29 protein-coding genes are annotated in these 24617 nt (G+C 64.2%); 20 read left to right on the top strand and 9 right to left on the bottom strand.

What is annotated here, in order from left to right:
• Positions 1 to 23 precede the first annotated feature (23 nt).
• The 5 genes from gap (at position 24) to IG169_RS04585 (ending at position 4789) form a co-directional block, all read left to right on the top strand.
• Positions 24 to 1034 (top strand): type I glyceraldehyde-3-phosphate dehydrogenase, encoded by a 1011-nt coding sequence (gene gap / locus IG169_RS04605; RefSeq protein WP_193174987.1) that lies wholly within the window; start codon positions 24 to 26, stop codon positions 1032 to 1034.
• A gap of 148 nt (positions 1035 to 1182) precedes the next feature.
• Positions 1183 to 2364: an acetylornithine deacetylase gene (gene argE, locus IG169_RS04600; protein ID WP_210325858.1), complete on the top strand. Its 1182-nt coding sequence runs from the start codon at positions 1183 to 1185 to the stop codon at positions 2362 to 2364.
• 23 nt (positions 2365 to 2387) lie between these two features.
• Positions 2388 to 2801 (top strand): RidA family protein, encoded by a 414-nt coding sequence (locus tag IG169_RS04595; protein WP_193174986.1) that lies wholly within the window; start codon positions 2388 to 2390, stop codon positions 2799 to 2801.
• A gap of 16 nt (positions 2802 to 2817) precedes the next feature.
• Positions 2818 to 3489 (top strand): DUF1028 domain-containing protein, encoded by a 672-nt coding sequence (locus IG169_RS04590; RefSeq protein ID WP_193174985.1) that lies wholly within the window; start codon positions 2818 to 2820, stop codon positions 3487 to 3489.
• Between the two features lie 25 nt (positions 3490 to 3514).
• Positions 3515 to 4789, top strand: a complete 1275-nt coding sequence (locus tag IG169_RS04585; RefSeq protein ID WP_193175224.1) for a flavin-containing monooxygenase — start codon at positions 3515 to 3517, stop codon at positions 4787 to 4789.
• Positions 4790 to 4874: 85 nt separating this feature from the next.
• Here IG169_RS04585 and IG169_RS04580 read toward each other — a convergent pair whose 3' ends face one another.
• Positions 4875 to 5780 (bottom strand): SDR family oxidoreductase, encoded by a 906-nt coding sequence (locus tag IG169_RS04580; RefSeq protein ID WP_193174984.1) that lies wholly within the window; start codon positions 5778 to 5780, stop codon positions 4875 to 4877.
• A gap of 128 nt (positions 5781 to 5908) precedes the next feature.
• Between IG169_RS04580 and IG169_RS04575 the strand changes: the two genes are divergently transcribed.
• The 3 genes from IG169_RS04575 (at position 5909) to IG169_RS04565 (ending at position 8341) form a co-directional block, all read left to right on the top strand.
• Complete coding sequence (locus tag IG169_RS04575; RefSeq protein ID WP_210325857.1) at positions 5909 to 6838, top strand: AraC family transcriptional regulator; 930 nt, start codon at positions 5909 to 5911, stop codon at positions 6836 to 6838.
• A gap of 60 nt (positions 6839 to 6898) precedes the next feature.
• Positions 6899 to 7045 (top strand): hypothetical protein, encoded by a 147-nt coding sequence (locus IG169_RS04570; RefSeq protein WP_193174983.1) that lies wholly within the window; start codon positions 6899 to 6901, stop codon positions 7043 to 7045.
• Between the two features lie 99 nt (positions 7046 to 7144).
• Positions 7145 to 8341 carry a phosphoglycerate kinase gene (locus IG169_RS04565; RefSeq protein WP_193174982.1) on the top strand — a complete coding sequence of 399 codons (1197 nt, stop codon included), beginning with the start codon at positions 7145 to 7147 and terminating at the stop codon, positions 8339 to 8341.
• Here IG169_RS04565 and IG169_RS04560 read toward each other — a convergent pair.
• Entirely contained in the window at positions 8322 to 8852 is a 531-nt protein-coding gene (locus IG169_RS04560; protein ID WP_193174981.1) for a CDP-alcohol phosphatidyltransferase family protein, read from the bottom strand. The genes IG169_RS04565 and IG169_RS04560 overlap by 20 nt on opposite strands.
• Positions 8849 to 9448 carry a flavodoxin family protein gene (locus tag IG169_RS04555; protein ID WP_193174980.1) on the bottom strand — a complete coding sequence of 200 codons (600 nt, stop codon included), beginning with the start codon at positions 9446 to 9448 and terminating at the stop codon, positions 8849 to 8851. The genes IG169_RS04560 and IG169_RS04555 overlap by 4 nt, the downstream gene beginning before the upstream one ends.
• Before the next feature lie 308 nt (positions 9449 to 9756).
• On the opposite strand from IG169_RS04555, the gene IG169_RS04550 reads away from it, so the two are divergent.
• On the top strand, positions 9757 to 10650 hold the full coding sequence (locus tag IG169_RS04550) for a fructose bisphosphate aldolase (protein ID WP_193174979.1): 894 nt from the start codon (positions 9757 to 9759) through the stop codon (positions 10648 to 10650).
• Between the two features lie 120 nt (positions 10651 to 10770).
• Positions 10771 to 11544 (top strand): SGNH/GDSL hydrolase family protein, encoded by a 774-nt coding sequence (locus tag IG169_RS04545; protein WP_193174978.1) that lies wholly within the window; start codon positions 10771 to 10773, stop codon positions 11542 to 11544.
• On the opposite strand, the gene IG169_RS04540 is transcribed toward IG169_RS04545, so the two are convergent.
• Complete coding sequence (locus IG169_RS04540) at positions 11497 to 11652, bottom strand: hypothetical protein (protein WP_193174977.1); 156 nt, start codon at positions 11650 to 11652, stop codon at positions 11497 to 11499. The two genes, IG169_RS04545 and IG169_RS04540, sit on opposite strands and share 48 nt — an antisense overlap.
• A 153-nt stretch (positions 11653 to 11805) precedes the next feature.
• Between IG169_RS04540 and IG169_RS04535 the strand changes: the two genes are divergently transcribed.
• A complete protein-coding gene (locus IG169_RS04535; protein ID WP_193174976.1) occupies positions 11806 to 13743 on the top strand; it encodes a propionyl-CoA synthetase in 1938 nt (645 codons plus the stop codon).
• Positions 13744 to 13818: 75 nt separating this feature from the next.
• Here the strand turns inward: IG169_RS04535 and IG169_RS04530 are convergent, their stop codons facing one another.
• On the bottom strand, positions 13819 to 15675 hold the full coding sequence (locus IG169_RS04530; protein ID WP_193174975.1) for a vWA domain-containing protein: 1857 nt from the start codon (positions 15673 to 15675) through the stop codon (positions 13819 to 13821).
• 203 nt (positions 15676 to 15878) lie between these two features.
• Here IG169_RS04530 and IG169_RS04525 point away from each other — a divergent pair, with 203 nt between their 5' ends.
• From IG169_RS04525 to IG169_RS04500, 6 genes are all read left to right on the top strand, one after another.
• Positions 15879 to 16373, top strand: a complete 495-nt coding sequence (locus IG169_RS04525; RefSeq protein ID WP_193174974.1) for a TadE/TadG family type IV pilus assembly protein — start codon at positions 15879 to 15881, stop codon at positions 16371 to 16373.
• Positions 16374 to 16386: 13 nt separating this feature from the next.
• Positions 16387 to 17112 (top strand): TadE/TadG family type IV pilus assembly protein, encoded by a 726-nt coding sequence (locus IG169_RS04520; protein ID WP_193174973.1) that lies wholly within the window; start codon positions 16387 to 16389, stop codon positions 17110 to 17112.
• 62 nt (positions 17113 to 17174) lie between these two features.
• On the top strand, positions 17175 to 17966 hold the full coding sequence (locus IG169_RS04515) for an SDR family NAD(P)-dependent oxidoreductase (protein ID WP_193174972.1): 792 nt from the start codon (positions 17175 to 17177) through the stop codon (positions 17964 to 17966).
• Positions 17967 to 18042: 76 nt separating this feature from the next.
• Positions 18043 to 18420 carry a VOC family protein gene (locus IG169_RS04510; RefSeq protein ID WP_193174971.1) on the top strand — a complete coding sequence of 126 codons (378 nt, stop codon included), beginning with the start codon at positions 18043 to 18045 and terminating at the stop codon, positions 18418 to 18420.
• A 12-nt stretch (positions 18421 to 18432) separates the two neighbouring features.
• The gene (locus IG169_RS04505; RefSeq protein ID WP_193174970.1) at positions 18433 to 19026 is read left to right on the top strand and encodes a DJ-1/PfpI family protein; all 594 of its coding nucleotides are present in this window, start codon (positions 18433 to 18435) and stop codon (positions 19024 to 19026) included.
• Positions 19027 to 19030: 4 nt separating this feature from the next.
• Positions 19031 to 19744 (top strand): helix-turn-helix transcriptional regulator, encoded by a 714-nt coding sequence (locus IG169_RS04500; protein WP_193174969.1) that lies wholly within the window; start codon positions 19031 to 19033, stop codon positions 19742 to 19744.
• 54 nt (positions 19745 to 19798) lie between these two features.
• On the opposite strand, the gene IG169_RS04495 is transcribed toward IG169_RS04500, so the two are convergent.
• Positions 19799 to 20515: a DUF1013 domain-containing protein gene (locus tag IG169_RS04495; protein ID WP_193174968.1), complete on the bottom strand. Its 717-nt coding sequence runs from the start codon at positions 20513 to 20515 to the stop codon at positions 19799 to 19801.
• Between the two features lie 111 nt (positions 20516 to 20626).
• On the opposite strand from IG169_RS04495, the gene IG169_RS04490 reads away from it, so the two are divergent.
• Positions 20627 to 20815 (top strand): hypothetical protein, encoded by a 189-nt coding sequence (locus IG169_RS04490; RefSeq protein ID WP_193174967.1) that lies wholly within the window; start codon positions 20627 to 20629, stop codon positions 20813 to 20815.
• Positions 20816 to 20948: 133 nt separating this feature from the next.
• Here the strand turns inward: IG169_RS04490 and IG169_RS04485 are convergent, their stop codons facing one another.
• Together IG169_RS04485 and IG169_RS04480 are read right to left on the bottom strand one after the other, a co-directional pair.
• Positions 20949 to 22139 carry a DUF2778 domain-containing protein gene (locus IG169_RS04485; protein ID WP_193174966.1) on the bottom strand — a complete coding sequence of 397 codons (1191 nt, stop codon included), beginning with the start codon at positions 22137 to 22139 and terminating at the stop codon, positions 20949 to 20951.
• A gap of 246 nt (positions 22140 to 22385) precedes the next feature.
• Complete coding sequence (locus IG169_RS04480) at positions 22386 to 22592, bottom strand: hypothetical protein (protein WP_193174965.1); 207 nt, start codon at positions 22590 to 22592, stop codon at positions 22386 to 22388.
• Between the two features lie 191 nt (positions 22593 to 22783).
• Here IG169_RS04480 and IG169_RS04475 point away from each other — a divergent pair, with 191 nt between their 5' ends.
• Positions 22784 to 23044: an endonuclease domain-containing protein gene (locus IG169_RS04475; RefSeq protein ID WP_193174964.1), complete on the top strand. Its 261-nt coding sequence runs from the start codon at positions 22784 to 22786 to the stop codon at positions 23042 to 23044.
• Between the two features lie 111 nt (positions 23045 to 23155).
• Here IG169_RS04475 and IG169_RS04470 read toward each other — a convergent pair whose 3' ends face one another.
• Positions 23156 to 24145: an NAD(P)H-quinone oxidoreductase gene (locus IG169_RS04470; RefSeq protein ID WP_246717127.1), complete on the bottom strand. Its 990-nt coding sequence runs from the start codon at positions 24143 to 24145 to the stop codon at positions 23156 to 23158.
• 83 nt (positions 24146 to 24228) lie between these two features.
• Between IG169_RS04470 and IG169_RS04465 the strand changes: the two genes are divergently transcribed.
• Positions 24229 to 24414 (top strand): DUF1192 domain-containing protein, encoded by a 186-nt coding sequence (locus tag IG169_RS04465; RefSeq protein ID WP_193174963.1) that lies wholly within the window; start codon positions 24229 to 24231, stop codon positions 24412 to 24414.
• Positions 24415 to 24617: the final 203 nt, after the last annotated feature.

Raw genomic sequence — 24617 nt, 5'->3', positions numbered from 1 at the left:
CCCATTGTAACGGAGGAAATTCCATGACCGTCAAAGTCGCCATCAACGGATTTGGCCGCATCGGCCGCAATGTCGTCCGCGCCATTTACGAATCCGGCCGCAAGGACATCGACATCGTTGCCATCAACGATCTCGGCCCGGTCGAGACCAACGCCCACCTGATGCGCTACGACTCGGTGCACGGCCGGTTCCCGAAATCCGTCGAGGTGAAGGGCGACACGATCCATATCGAGGGCGGCGACAGCTTCAAGGTCTTCGCCGAGCGCGATCCGAAAAATCTCCCCTGGGGCGAACTCGGCATCGACATCGTCATGGAATGCACCGGCATCTTCACAGCCAGGGAAAAGGCGGCGCTGCATCTGGAAGCCGGCGCCAAGCGCGTTCTGGTTTCCGCTCCGGCCTCCGGCGCCGACAAGACCATCGTCTACGGCGTCAACCACGGCGTGCTGACCAAGGACGACCTCGTCGTCTCCAACGCGTCCTGCACCACCAATTGCCTGGCGCCGCTCGTCGACGTGCTGCACTCCACCTTCGGCATCGAACGCGGCATGATGACGACGATCCACTCCTACACCGGCGACCAGCCGACGCTGGATACGATGCACAAGGATCTCTACCGCGGCCGTGCGGCGGCGATGAGCCAGATCCCGACCTCGACCGGCGCCGCCAAGGCGATCGGTCTGGTCATCCCCGATCTCGCCGGAAAGCTCGACGGCATTTCGGTGCGCGTGCCGACGCCCAACGTCTCGCTGGTTGACTTCAAGTTCATTCCGTCCAAGCCGGTCACGGTCGAGGCGATCAACGACGCCCTCGTCGCGGCCGCCGACGGCCGCCTGAAGGGCATCCTCGGCTACACGACCCATCCGAACGTCTCCATCGACTTCAACCACGATCCGCATTCCTCGACGGTCGCGCTCGACCAGACCAAGGTCATGGACGGCACGATGGTCTCGGTCCTGTCCTGGTACGACAATGAGTGGGGCTTCTCCAACCGCATGGCCGATACGGCCATCGCGATGGGCAAGCTGATCTAAGCAAGCCGAAAAACGGAAATCGAAAAAGCCGCCCGGTCTCCGGGCGGCTTTTTTCTTGGGCCACGCGGCAATTCTGCGATCCGCGGGTCCTCGTCTTGCTTGCCCCGGCCAATTTGCTACTGGATGATGGCAACGAGGTATCGCGATCTTGACAACCCCGACCCACGACTGGCTGGCGCGACTGGTCGGCCATGCCACCGTCAGCGCCGAGACGAACCTGCCGCTTGTCGCGGAGATCGAGGCTGCCTTGGTGGCCGCGGGCGCCGTCTGCACCCGGTTTCCCGACGAAACGGAAACGAAGGCGGCTCTGCTCGCCCGTTTGGGCCCCGATCTGCCCGGCGGCCTGATGCTGTCCGGCCATCTCGACGCCGTTCCCGTCGACGGCCAGACCTGGACAATGCCGCCCTTCGAACTGACGGACAAGGGCGACCGGCTCTACGGGCGCGGCGCGACCGACATGAAGGGCTTCGTCGCCGCCATGCTGGCGCTGGCGGAACGGGCCGGCTCCCGCACGCTGGCGCGGCCCTTGTGGCTGGCGTTTTCCTATGACGAGGAGATCGGCTGCATCGGGGTCCGCCCGATGCTGGACGCCATTTCCGCACGCAATATCAGGCCCGATCTCGTGGTCGTGGGCGAGCCCACTTCAATGCGCCTCGGACTGGGACACAAGGGCAAGATGGCGTTCACGATCGAGGCCAGAGGCGTGGCGCGCCATTCGGCGGAAGCCCCGCTGGCGCTCAACGCCCTGCATCTGGCCGGCGACTTCATGGCGGCGATGCGCGGCCTGCAGGACGAGATCGCTGTGTACGGTCCGCGCGAGGACGGATATTCGGTGCCCTACGCGACGGTGCATGTCGGCAGGCTGACGGGCGGAACGGTGGTCAATTTCGTGCCGGATAGCGCGGAGCTGCTGATGGAAATCCGAGTGCTCGCGGCCGACGACGCCGGTGGCCTGGCGGCGCGCCTCCACGACGCGGCGGCGAAAATCGTCGCGCCGCATCGCGCCACCTTCCCGGAAGCCGGCCTGACCGTGACGGAGACAGGCCGCTATCCCGGACTTGCCGCCGACCGTGATGCCCCCGCCGTGCGCGTCTTCGCCGAATGCCTGCCTTCCGGGACGCCCGACTGCAGGCTCAGCTTCGGCACCGAGGGCGGCCTGTTCGCGCAGAAGCTCGGCGTGCCCGTCGTGGTCTGCGGTCCCGGCGACATGGCGCAGGGCCACCGGCCGGACGAATTCATCGCGAAAGCCGAGCTTGTCGCCTGCGACGCGATGCTCGATGCTGCCTTGGAGAGGTTCAGTGTCTCTCCGGCCAACGATACCCCTCTTTGAAGACCGAACCAGGAAACGAGACCATGGCCCACACGCGCCACCGGAAGTTCAACACCAGGGACACCTACCCCGAACAGAAGCTGGACAACGACCTCTGCCAGGCCGTCGTCGCCCGGGGACGGATGGTGTTCCTGCGCGGCCAGTGCCCGCAGGATCTCGATACGGCAAAGAACATCGACAGCCACGACCCGGTCGAACAGACCCACAAGGTGATGCAGAACATCCGCCAGCTTCTCGAGGAGTGCGGCGGCTCCATGGAGCATCTGTGCAAAGTCGTGGTCTACCTCACCGACGTGCGCCACCGCGAGGCGGTCTACCGGACGATGGGCGAATACATCAAGGACGTCTATCCCGTCTCGACCGGAGTGGTCGTGACCGCGCTCGCCCGCCCGGACTGGCTGGTCGAGATCGACGGCACCGCCGTCATCCCCGATTGATGGTGCGGAGTCCGGCATGACCTTTTCCCTTATCGCCCGATGCGCCCGGACAGGGCAGTTCGGCATGGTGATTTCCTCGTCGTCCCCCGCCGTGGCGGCGCGCTGCGCCCATGTGCGCGCGGGCGTCGGCGCGGTGGCGAGCCAGAACGTCACCGACCCGGCGCTTGGCTCCCTGCTGCTGGACCGGCTCGAGGCCGGCCTTCCGGCGGCGCGGGCGCTTGCCGATATCACCGCCGGAAGGCCGCATATCGACTACCGCCAGCTGATGGTCGTGGACGCCGCGGGGGCGGTGGCCATCCACTCCGGGCGCCAGGTACTGGGCCTCTGGGGCGAGGCGAAGGGCCGCGATTGCGCCGCGGGCGGCAATCTCCTTGCCGATGAGGGCGTTCCCGCTGCCATGGTCGCTGCATTCGAGGGCGCGCAAGGCCACCTCGGCGACCGGCTGATGGCCGCGTTGGAAACGGGGCTTGCCGCCGGCGGCGAGGCCGGACCTGTTCGTTCGGCGGGGCTAAAGGTGGCGGACCGGCTGTCATGGCCGCTCGCCGACCTGCGCATCGACTGGGCGGACGAACCGATCGGGATGCTGCGCGCCGCCTGGGACGTCTACCGCCCGCAGATGGCTGCCTATGTCCAGCGCGCCGAGGACCCGACGCAAGCGCCGTCCTACGGAGTACCGGGCGATGAATGAAACAAGCCGTAAAGAGGGCGCCGACATGCCGATCGAAAAGACCGAGGTTCTCGTCGTGGGCGGCGGCCAGGCCGGGGTGGCTATGAGCGAGCACCTGGGCAGGGCCGGCATTTCGCATCTTGTGCTCGAACGCGGCCGGATCGCCGAGCGCTGGCGCTCCGAAAGATGGGACTCGCTGGTCGCCAACGGACCGGCCTGGCACGACCGGTTTCCGGGCATGACATTCGACGAGATCGATCCCGACGGCTTCGCGCCGAAGGAGAGTGTCGCCGACTATTTTGATGCCTACGCGCAAAAGATCGCCGCGCCGATCCGCACCGGCGTCGAGGTGACGTCGGTCACCCGCAATGAAGGCCGGCCGGGTTTCCGCGTCGAGACGTCGGCCGGCCCGATCGAGGCCACCTATGTGGTCGCCGCCACCGGGGCGTTCCAGCGCCCGATCGTCCCGGACATGGTTCCCGAAGGCGCGGGCGTGCTGCAGATCCACTCCACCGGCTACCGCAATCCCGGCCAGCTGCCCGAGGGCGCGGTTCTGGTGATTGGTGCGGGATCGTCGGGAACCCAGATCGCCGACGAATTGCGGCAGTCCGGCAGGCGCGTCTACCTCTCGGTCGGCCCGCACGACAGGCCGCCGCGCGGCTATCGCGGCATGGATTACTGCTGGTGGCTTGGCGTCCTCGGCAAATGGGATGCCGTGACGCCCGCGGCGGGCGCTGAACATGTCACGATCGCGGTGAGCGGAGCCGATGGCGGCAAGACGGTCGACTTCCGGCGCCTTGCCGAAACCGGCATCACGTTGCTTGGCCGGGCCGAGGGCTACAGCGACGGCGCGATGTCGTTTGCGCCGGACCTCGCGCGCAACATCGCCCGCGGGGATGCGAATTATCTCTCCGTACTCGACGAGGCCGACGCCTATATCGCCAGCAACGGTCTCGACCTTCCCGAAGAGCCGGAGGCCCATGTCATCGGACCAGACCCGGACTGCCTGACCGATCCGATCCTCGAACTGAACCTGGCCGAAGCCGGGATCACGACGATCATCTGGGCGACCGGCTTTGCCTTCGACTATGGCTGGCTGAAGGTCGACACCTTCGACGAGAAGGGCAGGCCGATCCACCAACGCGGCGTCTCGAAGGAGCCCGGGGTTTATTTCGTCGGCCTGCCATGGCAGTCGCGGCGGGGCTCGTCCTTCATCTGGGGCGTCTGGCACGACGCCCGGTTCATCGCCGACCAGATTGCGATCCAGCGCGCCTACATGGATTTCCACGCTTCGGCGAAGGGCCGGGCCAAAGGCTCGTGAGCAAGACGGCAAGGCCGCCTTGCTCCTCCCGCCGCAGCAGGAACTGCGGTTCCGAGTTCGCCCTGGGTGCCCCTCGCCCGAAGCGTCACGCCTTGGCGCGCAGACGGTTCACCAACAGATCGTCCCGCAGGATCTCGTCCTTGAGCGCGGTGAGTTCTCCGACATCCCAGGTTGCGCTCAGATACCGGCCCTTGGCCCAGTCCGCCTTGCCGGAGCAAAGCCAGACCGCGAAGCTGGCCGCCAGGTCCGGCTTGTCGTCGAGATAGGCGTGCAAGTCTTCTGGCATTTTCAACCCGAGTTCGGTCGCGACGCCGCCAGGATGGATGGCGAAGCATTTGATGCCGTCTTCGTCGTGATCGCTCTGGACGAACTCGCAAAGGCGATTGATGGCATGCTTCGAGGTCTGGTAGTCGGACGCCCCCTTCATCAGCAGTTGTGCGCCGATCGACGAGAGCAGGATGAGATGACCGCCGCTCCGACCTTCGGCGGCGCGCCTCTTCGCGGATTGGATGAGATGGGGAAGCGTGAAGCGGATCACGTGATAGGTGCCCTTCACGTTTACGTCGAAGCTTCGCCACCAGCCCTCCGGGTCGGACTCGCCGATTTTCGTCCACGGGCCGAGATAACCGGCATTCGCGTCCGCCGCGTCGATGCCGCCGAACTGCGCCACGCAATCCTCCACTGCGGCCTTGACCTGTTCCGCGCTGGTGACATCGCAAACGAAAAAGGCACATTGCGTTTCCGGATTGGCCTGCTTGACCAGGTCTCGCGTCTCCTTAAGAGCGTTTTCCGACCTTGCTGTGAGATAGACCGCCCTGGCGCCGGCCTCGGCGAAAGCAACGGCGGTGGCCTGACCAATCCCCCGGGACGCGCCTGCGATGAAGACGACCTTGTCCGACGCGCTGTCCTTCAGCGCCGAGGTCGGGTCGATCTGGTCATATCTGGCGTGATGAGCCGCGAGTTCGAGGAACTGGGTCTGAATGGACGACATTGGACGCTCCCTGTTTCCGACGATGTCTGTGGTGAAAACAAATAGAAGGGAATGTCCTTCCGCGCCTGCCACATCCTCCACAAGATCTGCTAATTCCTCCAAACCAGAGAATTATTGGCTGCATCGACATGCGAAGTCTGATAGGGACCGCAGGCATGGAGCAACACATAGATCTTTCACGCCTCACCGATCTGTGCAACCACTATTCCGTTACCGCGCCGGAAGCATTTAAGCTTTTGCCGGGTCTGTCCATTCTCCGCAGGGAAGCGGAAAGCGACATCGAGGCCGTGATATACGAACCGGTCGTCTGCCTGATCCTTCAAGGTAGCAAAGTCACCTCCATCGGCAATCAGTCCGTGAACCTGCACCCGGGCGATGCGTTGCTTGTCAGCCACGACCTGCCCGTCGTTTCCCGGATAACCGGCGCGAGCGTCGAGGAACCATATCTCGCGGCGATCCTGTCGCTCGATCTGGGACTGGTTCGGAGCCTCTACGATCAGGTTGCCGATGCGCTGGCGCCAGACGACGACGCCCGGTCCCTATCCGCAGGGCCGGCCGATCCGGCTTGGCTTGCGCCGCTGGTCAGATACTTTGAGCTGATCGAAAACCCGCTGGACGCAAAAGTCCTCGGGCCCTCGATCCGGCGCGAAATTCACTACCGCCTTTTGCTCTCACCGATCGGAAAGATGCTGCGGAATCTGCTTGTCGCGGACAGCCACGCCAGCCGGGTCGCAAAGGCCATCCGAAAGGTGAGAGCCGAATATCGGTCTCCGCTCAGCGTCGCGGACCTGGCGAAAACCGCGGGCATGAGCGCGTCGTCCTTTCACGAACACTTCAAGTCGGTCACGGGCACGACGCCGCTGCAATATCAAAAGGATCTTCGCCTGATCGAGGCGAAGGTCTTGCTGGCGGACCATACGGTTTCCGAGGCCGCCTACGCCGTGGGCTACGAAAGCCCGACGCATTTCAGCCGCGACTACTCGAGGAAATTCGGTTTGCCCCCGAGCCGGGATGCGAGCGTCGCCTTTTCTGCTTCCCGGGATGCAATCCCCGCATAAGCCTGGTAGCCGGCCTCCATCCCGGACATTGGAATCGGCAGTTTGGGCCCGGAGCTGACATTGCCGAGCCTCGGCTCTAATATTGACCTCATGCCCTCGCTCGCCGCCACCGCCCTGATCGTCCTCATCGCGCTCGCGCTTTTCTGGAAGCTGCGCTGCATCTGGCGCGGCTGCACCATCGAGCCGGAATCGAAGACGAAGGACTGACGATCCGTGTCCGGGCGATCCGGCACGGCACATATGACGCATTGCTTGGCCCCGCCCGCCAAGGCTATAGGACGTTCCATCCAAACAGGGAGAGGGTAAATGAGCTTCAAGACGCTTGACGATCTTCCCGCCGATCTGGCCGGCAAACGCGTGCTCGTGCGCGTCGATCTCAACGTGCCCATGGCCGACGGCATCGTCACCGACCGCACCCGCATCGAACGCATCGTCCCGACGATCTCGGAACTGTCGCGGAAGGGCGCCAGGGTCATCCTGCTCGCCCATTTCGGTCGCCCCAAGGGCAAGGTGGTCCCCGAGATGTCGCTGCGCCCCGTCGCCCAGGCGCTGGAGGAAGAGCTCGACCACCGCGTCGATTTCGCCACCGACTGCACCGGCGATGAAGCCAAAAAGGAAATCGGCGAGATGGCCGACGGCGACGTCGTCCTGCTCGAAAACACCCGCTTCCATCCCGGCGAGGAAAAGAACGACCCGGACCTCGCCAGGGCAATGGCCGAGAACGGCGACATCTATGTCAACGACGCCTTTTCCGCCGCCCACCGCGCCCACGCCTCGACAGAGGGCATCGCCCGCCTGCTGCCCGCCTATGCCGGACGCACCATGCAGGCGGAGCTGGAAGCCTTGGAAAAAGGCCTCGGCTCGCCCGAAAAACCGGTCGTCGCCATCGTCGGCGGCGCCAAGGTGTCGACCAAGATCGACCTGCTGCAGAACCTCGTTAAACGCGTCGACGCGCTGGTGATCGGCGGCGGCATGGCCAACACCTTCCTCGCCGCCAAGGGCGTCGATGTCGGCAAGTCCCTGTGCGAGCATGATCTCGCCGGCACCGCCAACGCGATCATGAAGGAGGCGGATGCCTCCGGCTGCGCCATCGTCCTGCCGGTCGACGCGGTCGTCGCGCGCGAATTCAAGGCCGGTGCCGACAACGACACCGTCGACGTCTCCGCCGTGCCGTCCGACGCCATGATCCTCGATGTCGGCCCCGCCTCCGTCATGCTGATCAATGGCTGGATCGACAAGGCGAAGACGCTGGTCTGGAACGGACCGCTCGGCGCCTTCGAAATCGAACCCTTCGACGCCGCAACCGTCGCGGCCGCGAAATTTGCTGCCGAGCAGACGGTCGCCGGCAAGCTGGTTTCGGTTGCCGGCGGCGGCGACACCGTCTCCGCCCTCAACCACGCCGGAGTGGCCGACCAGTTCACCTATGTCTCGACGGCAGGCGGCGCCTTCCTCGAATGGATGGAAGGCAAGGAACTGCCGGGCGTCACGGCGCTGAGCGCCTGACGGCGCCGGCCACGAACGCCGCCCGCGCGCAAAGCGTCAGCGTCAGCGCGCCGAGCGCCACCATGAAAGCCGCCTGCGCGACCAACAGGTCGCGCAGCGCCAGCACGCTGAAGGCCGACCCCATCAATATGCCGCCGATATTGCGGCCGATCGGGTCGTAGATCGCGGGCGTTAGCCGCACGGTCGCGACAAAGAAGCCGAAGGCGATTGCCGTCAGCAGCGGTATCGCCCACGGCCCCGCCCCGGACATGGCGAAAGCCGAGAACACCGCCTCGATCAACACGAAATCCGCCCAGAAGTCGAAATGCGCGCCGGCCCGCGACGCGACGCCGAAATGCCGCGCCAGCGGCCCGTCGAGCGCGTCCGTCACCATCGCCAGCGCCAGGCATGCCGCAGCCGCGTCGCCCCTGCCCCCGACGATCAGCAGATACAGCACCGGCGCCAGCGCCAGCCGCAATCCCGTCAGCAGGTCCGGCGAGGCGCGCAGCAGGAACGGAGTCCGGCGGGTCATGGCAGGGTGCCGGCGAGCGCCAGCGCCGCGTCATGCGCCATGCGGACGGCGCGTTCCGTGTTACTGCCCTCGTATTTTCCGTCCGGATCGTTCGGCTCGTAGACCGCGTAACCGTAAATCCATGCAAGCGTGCCGTTATGCGCGGCGATCAGCGCCTTGGTGGCCGCGACGGCTTCCGCCGGATCGCCCCCCGCCGTCACCAGCACCGCGATCTGCTTGCCGCCGAAATCGCCGACCCGGCCGACATAGTCCTGCAGCGGCGGCGCGGCCCGGCTGAAATAGACCGGAGCGGCCAGAACGATCAGGTCGTAGGCACCGATATCGGTGGTCGCCTCGCTGCTTGCCGTTGTGTGGTCGACGCGCCAGCCCTTTTCGGCCAGCCCCTTGTCGAACGCGGTCATGACATCGGCGGGAAAAGAACTCAAGCCCGGGCTCAGCACCGCGAGCACGCGTCCCGCCGTCCCGCCGGAATTGAGCGTTTCCAGCGGCGTCACGGTTTCCTGGTGAACCCGCCAGTTGAGCCACGCCAGCGCGACGCCCGCCGCGACGAGCACGATCACCACGGCGGCCAGAATTCTGCGCATCAGCCTGACCATCGTCCCATCCTCGCTTGCAGACGTCGTTTGCGGCAGGATAACCGCGGAAGATGAAACGGCCTTGACGGCGGTCAATGCGGGAATGTCCGGGTGGCCGCGATTAAAGATTTTAACATTCACTGCAATTTTTTACGCGATTAAAACGATTGAAAAAAATTCAATCGTTTAAGCAGCCTTTCGGCTTATTTCCCCTGTTACAGTGCTCTGATAATTCCGCGTGACGATCAGGGTAGACTGGAAATGACCCGGTGCCGGAGCTTTGGCTGGCGCTGAACGTTTTGGAATTTTGTAGACTTCGGGAGAATTGGATGACGCAAGCGGATATGGCGGCACAGGTCGCGAACAAGGACGGCTTTATCGCGGCCCTCGACCAGTCGGGCGGCTCGACGCCGAAAGCGCTGAAACTTTACGGCGTCCCGGAAAGCGCCTGGTCGAATGACGGCGAGATGTTCGATCTCGTGCACCAGATGCGCACGCGGATCATCAAGTCGCCCGCCTTTACCGGCGACAAGGTGATGGGCGCGATCCTGTTCGAACAGACCATGGACCGCGAAATCGACGGCGTGCCGACGGCGCAGTATCTCTGGGAAAAGCGCGGCGTCGTGCCCTTCCTGAAAGTCGACAAGGGCCTCGCCGAGGCGGCCGACGGCGTCAAGCTGATGAAGCCGATGCCGGATCTCGATGCGCTGCTGGAACGCGCGGTTGCCAAGGGCGTCTTCGGCACCAAGATGCGCTCGGTTATCGACGCCGCCAATCCCAAGGGCATCGCGGCAATTGTCGACCAGCAATTCGAGATCGGAAAGCAGATCCTGTCGCATGGCCTCGTCCCGATCATCGAGCCGGAGGTCACGATCTCGATCGACGACAAGGCCGAGGCGGAAGACATTCTCCTCGCCGAGATCACGAAGCATCTCGACGGCGTTCCGGCCGGCAAGCAGATCATGTTGAAGCTGACCCTTCCGACCAGGGCAAATCTCTACAAATCGCTTGTCGACGATCCGCGCGTCATGCGCGTGGTCGCGCTGTCGGGCGGCTATTCCCGCGACGAGGCGAACGCGCTTCTGGCGAAGAACACCGGCGTCATCGCCTCGTTCTCGCGCGCGCTGACCGAGGGCCTGTCGGCCGACCAGAGCGACGCGGAATTCGACGCCAAGCTGGGCGCGGCGATTGACAGCATTTTCGAGGCCTCCCGGGCCGGCTGAGCCGCCGGGAACCGCGGCCTTCACCGCGCTGTCATATTGCTGAGACGTCCGCGGTCTCTATATGCAACCGTGGCGCCCCGCCGGCGCCGCGGTTTTTGATTGCGAGAGAATGCCCCGATCATGTTGTCCAAGGCGCTGTTCACCTGGATCGCGTTTCCCGTCTATGTCTGGCAGGGCATAGCCGTTCGGCTGCGGATCGAGCGCCTGCATCCGGCATCCATTCCCCATGAGGGCCGCTTCCCCGGCAAGGGCGAGGAAATCCGGCTTCTCGTCACGGGCGATTCATCCGTCGCCGCTGTCGGCATGACTGCGCTGGAAGACACCCTCACCTTCAATCTCGCCAGAACGGTTGCCGAGCGCACCGGCCGCCCGGTCTACTGGCGCGCCGCGGGCGCCAATTCCGCCACATCGGCGGATCTGCGCGACCACGTCCTGCCGCATGTCGAACGGCGTGACTTCACCCATGTGGTGCTGGCCGTCGGCACCAACGACATGAAGAACTTCCATGTCATCCGACGCTTCAAGAAGAGCTTCGGCACCCTGCTCTACACCGCGCATGCCCGCTTCCCGCAGGCCCGTATCGTCTGGGCGCCGGTCGCCGACATGACCAGGATCCCGGCGCTGCCGCGCGCCCTCGGCCGTATCCTGCAGATGCGCGCCGAACTGATAAATTCCATGGGTGCGCGCCTGTGCGGCGAACGCGGCGCCGTCGCCGCCGAACCGGTGCCGATCCACGGTCCGCAGGGCTTTGCCCGCGACGGTTTCCATGCCGGGCCGGCCGGCTACCGCTCCTGGGCGGAACACCTCGCCGGTTATCTCGTCGACATGCCCGAACCGAGCAATGTTTTAAAACTGCAACGTGCTGATCACGACGATCACCACAAAACCGGCTAGCGGCAGTTTCCAGAAATCGGCGCGCTTGCGCAGTCCCGGCAGGCCGATCGGTTTGATGATCTGAATGATCATCGCCAGGATCACGAACACGCTCAGAATTTTAACCAAGGTTCCCCCGCGGATTCGACTTTCGGCCTGTGCGGCTTTGTCGCGACTATGCGTTAGTCAGATGGACGAATAGCATCCGTTCTGGCAGGAATGAACCATAATCGGGCGCCAGCCCGGATGAGTTCATGTGCATGCTGGGAGGAATGTCGCGCCATGACGGATACGGCCAACAGCGAAACATCGCGCTACTACGCGGTTCACTCTGAATGGAAGCAGGATCCGGAAGGGTTCTGGGCCGGCCTGGCCGACGCCATCGACTGGGTGAAGCCATGGGACAAGGTGTTCGACGGTGAAGCCGGCGTCTACGGCCGCTGGTTCACCGGCGCGCAGTGCAACACCTGCTACAACGCCGTCGACCGCCACGTCGAGGCCGGGCGCGGCCAGCAGGACGCGATCATCTATGACAGCCCGATCACCGGCAGGAAACGCCGGATCACCTTTGCCGAACTGCTCCGCGAGGTCGAGGCGCTCGCCGCCGTGCTGCGCGATCTCGGCGTCGAAAAGGGCGACCGCGTCCTGATCTACATGCCGATGGTTCCCGAAGCGGCCTTCGCGATGCTCGCTTGCGCGCGCCTCGGCGCCGTCCACTCCGTCGTCTTCGGCGGTTTCGCCGCCCACGAACTGGCAACCCGCATCGACGATTGCCACCCCAAGGTCGTCATCTCCGCCTCCTGCGGCATCGAGCCGGCCCGCCAGGTGCCCTACAAGCCGTTGCTCGACAACGCGATTTCCATGGCGAAGGCAAAGCCCGCGCATTGCCTGGTCCTCGAACGCGAGGAACACCCCTACGACCTCGAGCCGGGCCGCGACGTCGACTACGCCGCATCGGTCTGGGCCCACATGGAGGCCGGTACGAAAGTGCCCTGCGTTCCCGTCGAGGCGACCGATCCGCTCTACATCCTCTACACCTCCGGCACCACCGGCCAGCCCAAGGGCGTCGTCCGCGACAATGGCGGCCACATGGTCGCGCTCAACTGGTCCATGGACGCGCTCTACGGCGTCAAGCCGGGCGAGGTCTTCTGGGCGGCATCGGATGTCGGCTGGGTCGTCGGCCATTCCTACATCGTCTACGCGCCGCTGATCTACGGCGCGACGACCATCCTGTTCGAGGGCAAGCCGGTCGGCACGCCCGACGCCGGCACCTTCTGGCGCATCATCGAGGAATACAAGGTCGCCTCGCTGTTCACCGCGCCGACCGCCTTCCGGGCGATCAAGAAGGAAGATCCGAAAGGCGAATTCATCCCGAAATACGACCTCTCGGGCCTGCGCTCGCTGTTTCTCGCCGGCGAACGCGCCGACCCGGACACCATCAAATGGGCGCAGGAAAAGCTCGGCGTCCCGGTCATCGACCACTGGTGGCAGACCGAGACCGGCTGGGCCATCGCCGGAAATCCGCTCGGCCTCGGCGCGCTGCCGGTGAAAATCGGTTCGCCAACGGTGGCCATGCCGGGTTACGACGTCCAGATAATCGACGACGCCGGACATCCGGTTGCGCCGGGCACGCTCGGCAACATCGTCGTCAAGCTGCCGCTGCCGCCGTCCTGCCTGCCGACGCTGTGGAACGCCGACGAGCGCTTCCGCTCGGCCTATCTCGACGAGTTCCCGGGCTACTACAAGACGTCGGACGCCGGCTACATGGACGAGGACGGCTATCTCTTCATCATGGCCCGCACCGACGACATCATCAACGTCGCCGGCCACCGCCTGTCCACCGGAGCGATGGAGGAGGTCATCGCCGGCCATCCGGACGTCGCCGAATGCGCCGTCATCGGCATCGCGGACCAGTTGAAGGGGCAATTGCCCGCCGGCTTCATCGTGCTCAATTCCGGCGTCGACCGCTCCGCCGAGGAGATCGAGAAGGAAGTCGTCAAGCTCGTGCGCGACGAGATCGGCCCCGTCGCCGCCTTCAAGATCGCGCTCACCGTAGGCCGCCTGCCCAAGACCCGCTCCGGCAAGATCCTGCGCGGCACCATGCAGAAGATCGCCGACGGCGAAGACTGGAAGATGCCGGCGACGATCGACGATCCCGTGATCCTCGACGAAATCGGCGATACGCTGAAGCAAAGAAGGGTCGGCCAGGCCGCCGCCTGAGGCCGGATGCAAGACAGCCCCGCCATGGCGGGGCTGTCTCGTTCGGGAGGATGGTGTCCTGGCGCTCGTCGCCGCTCAGTTCTGGTAGTAGGTCAGCCTGAGCTTGCCGATATTCTCGCCGATCTTCTCGAAGGCGTCGATCAGTTCGTCGCTGTTCGAGGCGACGATCGCGGTCTCGGCCGACGAGGCGCAGTGGTTGACGAGATCGACCGAATCCACCGAGGCTTCGCCGAAATAGACGAAGTACAGCGTGATGCCCTCCGCCTTGATCGCGTCGCAGAACCGCTTCGTGCCGTCGTCGAACATCGAGATCGTGTCGGTGTCGTTGCCGTAGAGGCCGATGCCCCGGTTCAGCAGGTCGTCTTTCGGGAAACCGAACGACGTGTAGCTGTTCATGTATTCCTGGGAGTAGCCGCCGAAACCGGGAATGTTCTGGCCGTCCGTCATCAGCACCAGGATCTTCTGCGCTTCGCCGAGCGGCTTGGCCTGGGTGAAGGGCTCCTGCGGCGTCAGCGTGTGCCAAGCCCATTCGAGCCCGGTAGTGATGTCGGTTGCGCCCTTCGCCACCATCGCGTCGATCTTCGCGTTGATCGTGTCGAGATCGTTCGTCAGCGGCAGCATCTTCTCACCATAGCAAAAGCCATTTGGCCCGTAGCGGTAGGTCGATTTCGAAAGGGTCCGCGAATTCGCCGGATAATCGTATTTCGCGGTGTTGAAGATGCGCGCCCGCGAATAGATCTCCTTGGCGTCGCTCGAATAATAGCTGCCGTCCTGCATGGTCAGCCAGTCATTGTCCGCATCCGTGCTGGCGCCGAGATCGTCGAGATAATTGTTGCGGTAGTTGTCGAGATTGGTTCCGTCGAACGGATTGTACTCGATATTGCCGCTGCTGCTGGTCGACCACGGCTCCTCGCTCGACTGGCCGCGCTCGTCGGGCGCCATATAGGGCACGAAGAGCGAGTCGCCGATCTGCGAGTCGGGCGCCGCGCTGGAGAACATGTAGTCCCCGTAGCGGTGTTCGAAGCAGCCGGCCCAGTCCTCGTTGGTGAACATGTCGAACACGTCCTTGCGCGTGACGACGCCGATATTCGGCAGCGCCTTCAGCGCATCGACGTCGATGCCCGGGGACGGCTCCGGAACGGTGACCGAGGCCGGGAAAACCTCGCTCACCAACTGCGGCCGCCAGGAGACATACTCGTCCAGCGTGCTGGAGCCGTCATAGGCTTCCGAGTCCGGAACGTCGAAATACATGTCGCCCGTCTGGCCGCCGGCGTTCCGCTTGAACGGCGGCAGGTAGCGGTAATGCGCATGCGAGCGCCCTGCCCAGTCGACCCACCACGCATTCTTGTATTCGGTGCCGACGACGACCGTCGAATGCCACGGAATGACGGAGAAGGCGATATCCGCGTTCTCGATGTTGGAAACGTTGCCGGCGGCCGACGCCACCAGCTTCTTGGCCGCCTTCTTGGCGTCCTTGATGCGCGTCGACGAAATGGTATTGCCGCTGTCGTCCTTGACCGTCGTGGCGGTATTCATCGAGCCCGACACGTCCATGGCGAGTGCAACCTCGATGTCGGTGCGCCCGAAGCGCGCCTCGGCGCGGGCGGCGACCTTCAGTTGCGGATGCCCGAATATGTGCATGAAATAGGTGTCCTGCATCGTGTACGCATTCAGGCGCACGCGTCCCGTCGTCGGATCGACCGTGAACTCGTCGTAACCGAGATCAAGCTTGGTCGTCGCGGCCATGATCTTCTTGCCCTCGGCGATGAGCGTGTCGGCATCCTGGTTCGGATCGAGCGCGATCCGCTTTGCAAGATGCAGCGCGACGGTCTCCACCGAGGTCTGGATTTCGGTCTTGTTGCGATCGGCGATCACGTAATCCACCGCGAGCGCGGTCATTCCGAAGATCGGTATCAGCGAAAGCGCGGTCATGATGTATGCGGCGCCGCGCTCATCGCGTCGGAAACGACGAAGCAAATTCATCATTGTTCTAACCCCTCGTGCCAGCCACGGAGAGGTTACCGTCGGGTAAATTAAGACAAGTTTTCCCCTGTGCTTAAAATTGAAACTACTGGTTTAATTTTTTCTCGATCAATCTCTCCTTACGCTAAGGCACGGCTGAAATGGTGGGGGCCATGATCAAGCGCATAAGAACTTTCCTTTTCAGGGACAAAGACGGCGTCGCGGCCGTGGAATTCGCGATCCTGGCGCCGGTATTCTTCGCTGTCATGTCCTCGGTCTTCGAAATTACCTATTTCGCCTACACGTCGACATCGATCCAGCGCGCCGTCGAGGACGCGATCGACAGCATCCGCACCGGCCACGTCTACACGACGATGCTCGCCAATGGCTGGAACCCGGAAGAGTGGTACCGCAACGAGATCTGCTCCAACATCTCGATTCCCGACTGCATGACCAACTTGCAGATCCAGGTGCAGACCTTCACCAACGATTTCGACCTGTACAAGGATTCCGACGTCACTAACACGGTCGATGCCGGCGCTTCGGGCGTGCTGATGCGTGTCGAGGCGCGTATCGAGGTTCCCAAGCTTTTCCTGACGAGCGTCATCTTCGGCGACGACGCCATCACGGCGAAAGCGGGCCTGACATTCATGACCGAACCCTACTGACGGAGCGGTGACCATGCAGACGATCGCCTTCTTTCGAGACACGTTCCGCGCCTTCCGGAAAAACACCCGCGCGGCAATCGCCGTGGAAATGGCGTTCGTCCTGCCGATCTTCATCATGCTCGGGTTCCTCAGCTGGGACGCGGCGACGATCTACACCCAGATCAAGCGCGGCACGAAGCACTACTATTCCGTCGGCGACGTCATGGCTTCGCAGACCAGGGACATGACCTGCTCGCGCCTCGACAAGGTCGCGGAGCTTGTCTACTCGTCCTACGCCGCCGGCAACTGGGCCCGCCGTCCGCGCCCGACCGGCAACGACTTCACCCGCGACGGCGCGCTCGACTTCCGCTATGTCATCCGCGTCGTCACGGTGCAGGACCCGGCCACGGAAACGGTCACCGGCGACCTCAGAGGCCGGGTGCGCTGGGAGTATTTCCGCACGCCCGAGGACATGGATACCGAAAGCGAAGTCAAGCCGGGCGAACTGATCGACATTCCCGACGGACTGCGCATCGCCGGCCAGACCTATGTCCAGATCGCGGGCCGGCTCTGGGTCGCGCCGGCGATCAACTATCTCGGCGTCTTCGACTTCAACCCCGCCGACAACACGGTCACCCACACCCAGTTCGACGTCGTGCGGTTTTTCCCGTTGCGTTACGTGACCTCGCTGGGACTCGATTCGAGCGCCTCCGATCCGATGACCGACAAATGCTCGGACGGGTCCAACTACGGTCTGTGACGGCTTGACGCCCGCCGCGTGCAGGGCCTAGCACTCCCCGACAACTCGAAGGGAGAGCTGACATGGCACTGGACGGCAAGAACGCAATCGTCACCGGCGGCGCGCAGGGTATCGGATACGCGATCGCGAAGCGCCTGCTGCAGGACGGCGCGCGCGTCGCGCTCGCCGATATCGACGAAAGGAAGGGCGCGACCGCCGAGAAGGAACTGGCGTCGCTTGGCGAGGTCCGCTTCATCGGCACAGATGTCGGCGACCGGCTCTCCGTCCACAATCTGATGGCCTCGACGATGGACGCCTTCGGCGACATCGACGTCCTCGTCAACAATGCCGGCATCGTCCATGGTGACGATTTCCTCGACATTTCCGAGGAGGATTTCGACCGCGTCATGCGCGTCAACATCAAGGGCGCCTTCCTGTGCGGCCAGGCCGCCGCCCGGCTGATGGTCGAGAAGGTCAGGAATGGCGGACCGGCGGGCGCGATCGTCAACATGTCGTCGATCAACGGCGCGGTCGCGATTCCCAACCAGGTGCCCTATTGCGTCTCCAAGGGCGGCGTGAACCAGCTCACCAAGGTGATGGCGATGTCGCTCGCCCCTTATGGCATCCGCGTCAACGCCGTCGGCCCCGGCTCGATCATGACGGAAATGCTCGCCTCGGTGAACGACGATCCGGAGGCCCGCAACCGCATCCTGTCGCGCACGCCGCTGCTCAGGATCGGCGAGACCTCGGAAATCGCTTCCGTCGTGTCCTTCCTCGCCTCGAACGACGCCAGCTACGTCACCGGCCAGACGATCTATGCCGATGGCGGCCGGCTGGCGCTGAACTACACGGTCGCCGTTCCCGACGAGGACTAGACCCTCCTGACAGAATGGTGTCAGGAGGGCTGTGCGAGACTTCGGTTGTCAATCAATTCCAGCAAGGAAGACCGCCATGTCCGAACAACCGAAAAACACCGCCGTCTGGTTTGAGATCCCGGTTACCGATCTCGATGCCGCCAGGCGCTTCTACGAGGAAGTCCTGTCGATCTCGATGAATCGCATTGACGAGGGTCCCAATCCGATGGTGATGTTCTCCGGCGGCTCCGCCACCGGCGTCCATGGCCATCTTTATCCGGGCAAGCCGGCCGAGGCCGGCGCCGGCAACACGGTCCACCTCGCCGTCGACGGCTCCCTCGAAGACGCGATGGGCCGGGTCAGGGCGGCGGGCGGCCAGGTGATCTCGCCGGCGATCGACATCCCGTCGGGAAGCTTTTTCTACGCGACCGATCCGGACGGCAATTCCATCGGCCTCTTCAAATACGCTCAATAAGGAGCCGCCACGATGCCGAATCCGAAAACGCTTGGCGTGCTCCTGATCGAGGGCTTCGCCGATTGGGAATACCCGCTTCTCGCCGCCAGCGCGTGCGAATGGTTCGGCATCGGCGTCCGTTTCCTGACGCCCGGCGGATCGGCGGTCACTTCGATCGCCGGTCTGCGCTTCGCCGACGGCGCGGCGTTCGAAAAGGAGGATGCCGGATCGCTCGATGCGCTCGCTGTCATCGGCTCCGAAGTCTGGTCCTCCGACGCCGCGCCCGACATAGGCAACGCCCTGCACACGCATCTCGCGGCGGGCGCGATTGTCGGCGGTATTTGCGCCGGCACTGTCCCGCTCGCCCGCGCCGGCCTGTTCGAGGGCCGCGCGCACACCAGCAACGGCCGCGACTGGCTGTTGAAGGCGACGGGCGGCTATGACGGCTCCGGTGGCTACCGGGACGTCCCGCACGCGATCGCCGACGGGCCGGTCGTGTCCGCCCCGGGCTCCGCGCCCGGCACCTTCGCCTGCGCCATGCTGGCGGCGATGATGCCGGAAGCCGGAGAGCAGGTCGCCGGGATGCGCGCCATGTTCGCGCGCGAATACGAACAGGGAGCGGGCTGATCCGATGCGACGCGCCGACCGCCTGTTCCAGATCGTCCAGCATCTGCGCGGCGGCCGGCTCGTCACGGCGCGCAAGCTGGCCGATATCCTCGAAGTCTCCGAGCGCACGATCTATCGCGACATCGCCGACCTGCAGTCGACCGGGGTCCCGATCGACGGCGAGGCGGGCGTCGGCTACATCATGCGCGAGGGGTTCGATCTTCCGCCGCTGATGTTTTCGCGCGACGAGATCGTCGCCCTCGTCGCCGGCGCCCGCCTCGTCAAGGCCTGGGGCGGCGCGACGCTTGCCCGCGCCGCCGAGGAAGCGCTGATCAAGATCGAGGCGATCCTCCCGGACGCCGAGCGCGCCCGCCTGCGCTCCACCGAAATCCACGCGCCGACCTACCTGATGCGCGACGAGGACCGCGAGAAGCTCGACGTCATCGAGCGCGCCGCCGAAACCCGCAACGTCATCCGCTTCGATTATGTCGACGCCGAAGGCCAGCCCTCGAGCCGCTCCGTCAGGCCGCTCGGCCTGTGGTTCTGGGGCGGCCGCTGGACCTGCGTCGGCTGGTGCCTGCTGCGCGACGATTTCCGCATGTTCCGCATCGACCGCGTCTGCGAGATCGAGACGCTTGCCGACACCTTCCGGGCCGAACGCGGCAAGACCATCCGCGACTTCTACCGCCAGATGGAGGACCGCGGGGACCTGCCGTCCGGGTTCAATTACGGCTCGTAAAAACAAAAAGGCCCGCGCGCGGCGGGCCTTCAAATCAGTGAAACGATACGGCGTCTATTCACCGTCGTCGTTGTCGTCCTCGGTTTCCGGCCCCTTCAGCGAGCTCAGCCGCGCGAAGACGGCATTGGCGTCCAGCTCTTCCTCTTCCTTCGGGGTCGGCGGACGCGACAGGAGGTCGTCGACGGGCAGGTTCTCGGTCTCGGAAGCCGGCAGCAGGCTATTGTCCTGTTCCTGCATTTCCGGCGGACGATTCTTCGCCGCCTTCTGGACCTCGAAATCGAGATCGATCTGCGAGCACAGCCCGAGCGCGACGGGATCGACCGGCTGCAAATTGGCCGAGTTCCAGTGCGTGCGGTTGCGGATCTGCTCGATCGTGTTCTTGGTCGTGCCGACGAGGCGCGAGATCTGCGCGTCCTTCAGTTCCGGATGGTTGCGCACCAGCCACAGGATCGCGTTCGGGCGGTCCTGGCGCTTGGAGACCGGCGTGTAACGCGGGCCCTTCTTGCGCAGTTCCGGCACCGTGTATTTCGACGTCGCGAGTTTCAGCGCGTGATTCGGATCCGATTCCGCCTTGGCGATTTCCTCGCGCGTCAGCTGGCCGGTATTGATCGGGTCGAGGCCCTTGATGCCCTGTGCCGATTCGCCGTCGGCAATCGCCTTCACCTCGAGCGTATGCAGCTTGCAGAACTGCGCGATCTGCTCGAACGACAAGGCGGTGTTGTCGACCAGCCAGACGGCGGTCGCTTTGGGCATCAGAAGCGTGTTGGCCATTGGAAAAACCTTTCCTGTTCGCCCGGGCCGGTACCGCGGGCGTGGTGTCGAACCACAATTTCCGGAGAATGCGCGCTCTATAGCGCGTCAGGCCGCCTCGTGCAACCGGATGTGAGGCGGCGTTCCGTCATCATTTCTTCGCGGCCCTGTCATGTCTTTTTCGTCGACAAGGTCGAGGACTTCACCATCGACGCCGCCGGCAATGCCTTCGCGGTCACCGACAATGACGGCGTCGACGACTCCAACGGCGAAACGGTCTTCATGCGCCTCGGCGCAATGGAAGGGATGCAAGTCGACTGACTTGTCTTCCGGTTCCCCGGACGGAAAACGCAGGACGGAAAACGAAAGCCGGGGCGGCAACGCCCCGGCTTTTTTCGTGCTTGCGAGGGAAGTAATAGAGCGGGCGGAGGCGCCGAGCTCTTCTTGACGTCCCCTACAGCGCAGCCATGTAGGTCGGCACTTCTTTCAGATGCGGCACGACGATCAGGTGTTCGATCTCGCCGCGCTTGAAGGCTTTCAGGAACCGGTCGTAATCCTTGAAGACCACGCAACCATTGGATTGGGATTTGTCCATGCCGCCGTTGGCTATGTACATGTAGGTGTGGGCGAGCAGCCCGTCGCGGTTGAATTTCTTCTTTCCGTCGGCCGGCAGCAGGCGGATGGCCTCGACGCCGTGGAAGCGGCTTTCGCGCATCCTCAGATCGTAGAGATTGGGCGGCGTCGGGCCGCGGTTTTTCTCGGCGACGTAGCGCGGATTGTCCTTCATTTTCGCGAGGCCGGAATGCGCCTCCAGCTTGTCGCCGTTCGGCATGTAAACGGTCGCCGCGCCGATATCGTAGACGGCGACCTTGCTGCCGGGGCCGGGAAGATTCGCATTGCCGCGCTGGCCGAACAGCCGGCCGAACAAGCCGTCCGGTTTCTCCTCCTCGGTCTGCACGTCCGGGCTCGCATAGGCGAGCGCCGCGCTGGGCTGGCTTTTCCGCGCGCCGCCGGAATGCTTCGGACGCCGTTCCGGCAAGGGGGCCGCCATGGCGATGGCGACGGAAGCCGGTTCGTCATTTGCTTCGCCGGATGCGGTGGCGATCCGCGGTTTCGGCTCCGGCAGGGGAACGCTCATCGAGTCGTCCGTGCGCGCCTCGGCAATCGCGAATGTCGTCGAGACCGCGGCCAGGGCGGCGGGCGATGGCGCCGACGCGAATCTCTGGTCGAGGCCGGCCGGCGAAACGGGATCGGTATCGCCGGAAATCCAGGCGTAATGTTCGACGGCCGGCGGCCGTGTTTCGGTCGCGGGCGGCGCCGAAAGACGCCGCGGATCCAGATCGGCGAAATGCGGCGCCACCGGGTGCGCGCCGGTCCGGTCTCCACGCGCGGAGGCCTGGAAAGCAAGATCGAGACGCTCCCGGAGATTGTCTTCCGCCAGTTGCGTATGCCTGTCGTTGGCGCGCGGCTCGAACCGGCGCGCGCCCGCGGTTTCGGACACGGATGCATGCACGGAGGCCGGCACGGCGACGAAGCCGGCGGACAGTTGCGCGACGCCACCGGCCACAAGCGGCGCCACCGCCAGCGAACCTGCGAGGCCGGCGATTGCCGCAACACTTACCGAAAGGGAAAGGCGCCTCGACATACCACGAGCGCGCGACGTCCCCGTTTTACAAGTCTCATCCCTCAAAATGCATCCCCAAATGCGGATTCCGTCCCCGACATTACGGAGCGGCGATTGGCAAATGGCTGACGAAGGCCAAATTATGCCCGTGACGAATAAGGCACGCGCCAATCGGATTCAAGTACAAGAGCCTGATCCCCATCCAGGATACGGCTCTCGTCGGGACCCTCGGTCCCCGTGATCTTCAAATTATCAGCGTATGGTAAATCAAAGATTGCCCGCATCCGCATTGCGGCAGATCAATAACAATCGCCATGACCAAAATGCGGCAAACTTGTCCACCATCCTCGCTTTTGACTTACCCTTTTGTCGCGGTTCAACGAAAGGGCATAGGAAAAACATGGTAAACTGGCCGATGGCGATTACCCGCAACCGCGCCGCGCTTTCGCGCATCGTGGACCTGCTGTTCGCCATGGCCGGGCTCGGCGATGGCGGCCACCTATCTCCCCCCTTGCGGCGGGGTGAGACGCGGCCGGCGCGGCCGGCTAATCGACAACGATTTGTCGATTGGAGCGACGAACGCCCGAAGCGCAAGCGAAGGGCGATGTTTCCCGGGCTTAGCTTGCTAAGTCCTTGGAAATCACAAGAGAGGGGCAAAAGCGCCGATGCCTCACAGGGAACCGCCGACAGCTCACCGCAGACACGCAAAATCCATGCGCGCCGACGCGACCAACGCGGAAAACCTGCTCTGGCAAGCCTTGCGCGGCAGTCAGCTCGAAGGCTTCAAGTTCAGGCGGCAGGTGCCCCTTGAAGGCTACATCCTCGACTTCGTCTGCTTCGAGGCCCGCCTGATCGTCGAGGTCGACGATGTCCTGCGAGAATGCCACGCGCTGGCGCATGACGCGCAGCGCGAGGATTCGTCGTGAGGCGCGGAAGACAGCGCATGCCCGTAAATCCGGCTTGGAAATTGAAGCGCGGGAGCAATGCCGCGCGGACAGAGGGGGGACGGCGCCGACATCGGAGGGTCCCGCCGCGCCTCACCCCACATCCAGCACGATCTTGCCGATATGGCTGCCGGCTTCCATGCGCTCATGCGCCCGCCAGGCTTCGCTGAGCGGATAGATCATGTCCATCACCGGCTGCACCTTGCGCTCGGCGAAAAGCGGCCAGACATGTTCTTGCAGTTCGGCCGCGAGTCCCGCCTTGAACTCCACCGTCCGCGCGCGCAGCGTCGAGCCGGTATGCACCAGCCGCTTGACCATCAGCAGCGAGAAATTGGCCTCCGCCTTTGCCCCGCCGAGAAACGCGATCTGGACGATCCGCCCCTCGACCGCCGCCGCCTGGTAGTTGCGGGTGATGTAGTCGCCGCCGACCATGTCGAGGATCACGTCGGCGCCCTTGCCGCCGGTCGTCTCCTTCACCGCCTCGACGAAATCCTCCTCGCGGTAATTGACCGCCCGGTCGGCGCCGAGTTTCGTGCAGGCCGCGCATTTGTCGGCGCTGCCCGCCGTCGTGATGACGGTTGCGCCGAACGCCTTGGCAAGCTGGATCGCCGTCGTGCCGATGCCCGACGTGCCGCCATGCACGAGAAGCGTCTCGCCCGGTTGCAGCCCGCCGCGCTGGAACACGTTGTGCCAGACGGTGAAATAGGTTTCCGGCACGGCCGCGGCCTCGGCGAAGGTGAAGCCCGACGGCACCGGCAGGGCGTTCGTCTCGTGCACGGTCGCGAATTCGGCATAGCCGCCACCCGGCACCAGCGCGCAGACCGCGTCACCCTGTCCGAATTTCGACGCGCCCGGCCCGAACGCCTCGACCGTGCCGGAGATTTCCAGCCCCGGGATGTCCGACGCGCCGGGCGGCGGCGGATAACCGCCGGTGCGCTGCAGGACGTCCGGCCGGTTCACCCCGGCGCATTTGATCCGCACCAGGATTTCGCCCTCGCCCGGCTGCGGCACCGGCCGTTCGGTCGCTTGCAAGGCGCGCGGGCCGCCCGGTTCGCTGATTTCGATCGCTTTCATCATGCTCATGGACTGGTTCCGTCGCCTGTCTTTTCTTCCGTTCGCGCGGACTGTAGGGTCAGCGATCCGGGGCGGCAACCACGCAGGAGGAGATGATGGACGAAGATCTGCCGAAAAAGAAAAAGCCCTTCGAGATCGGTCAGGACCTGTCGCTTCTCTCCGCCGGCGAACTGCAGGAGACCGTTAACGTCCTGAAGCAGGAAATCGCCCGTATCGAGGCGGAAATGGCGTCGAAATCGGCCAGCCGCAATGCCGCGGAAGCGTTCTTCAAGCGCTGATTTGTGCCGATTTTGGTCAAAACGGCATGATTTTGGAATTCCGTTAACCCGCCATTAAGCTTTACAGGTGTTTACTGTGTTTGTTCGGATTTTCCGGACTCATACGAAGTGACACCGTTGCTTTGTTTGACGCCTCCCTGTTTAACTCCTGAGAGCTGCTTTTTGCGGCTCTTTTTTTTGTCCGCATTCCGGCTGCCCCATCC

This window comes from Oricola nitratireducens (assembly GCF_014904745.1).
GTDB classification, from domain to species: domain Bacteria; phylum Pseudomonadota; class Alphaproteobacteria; order Rhizobiales; family Rhizobiaceae; genus Oricola; species Oricola nitratireducens.
Note: the sequence above shows the minus strand (reverse complement) of the source record. Positions and strands in the feature narration are given on the sequence as shown.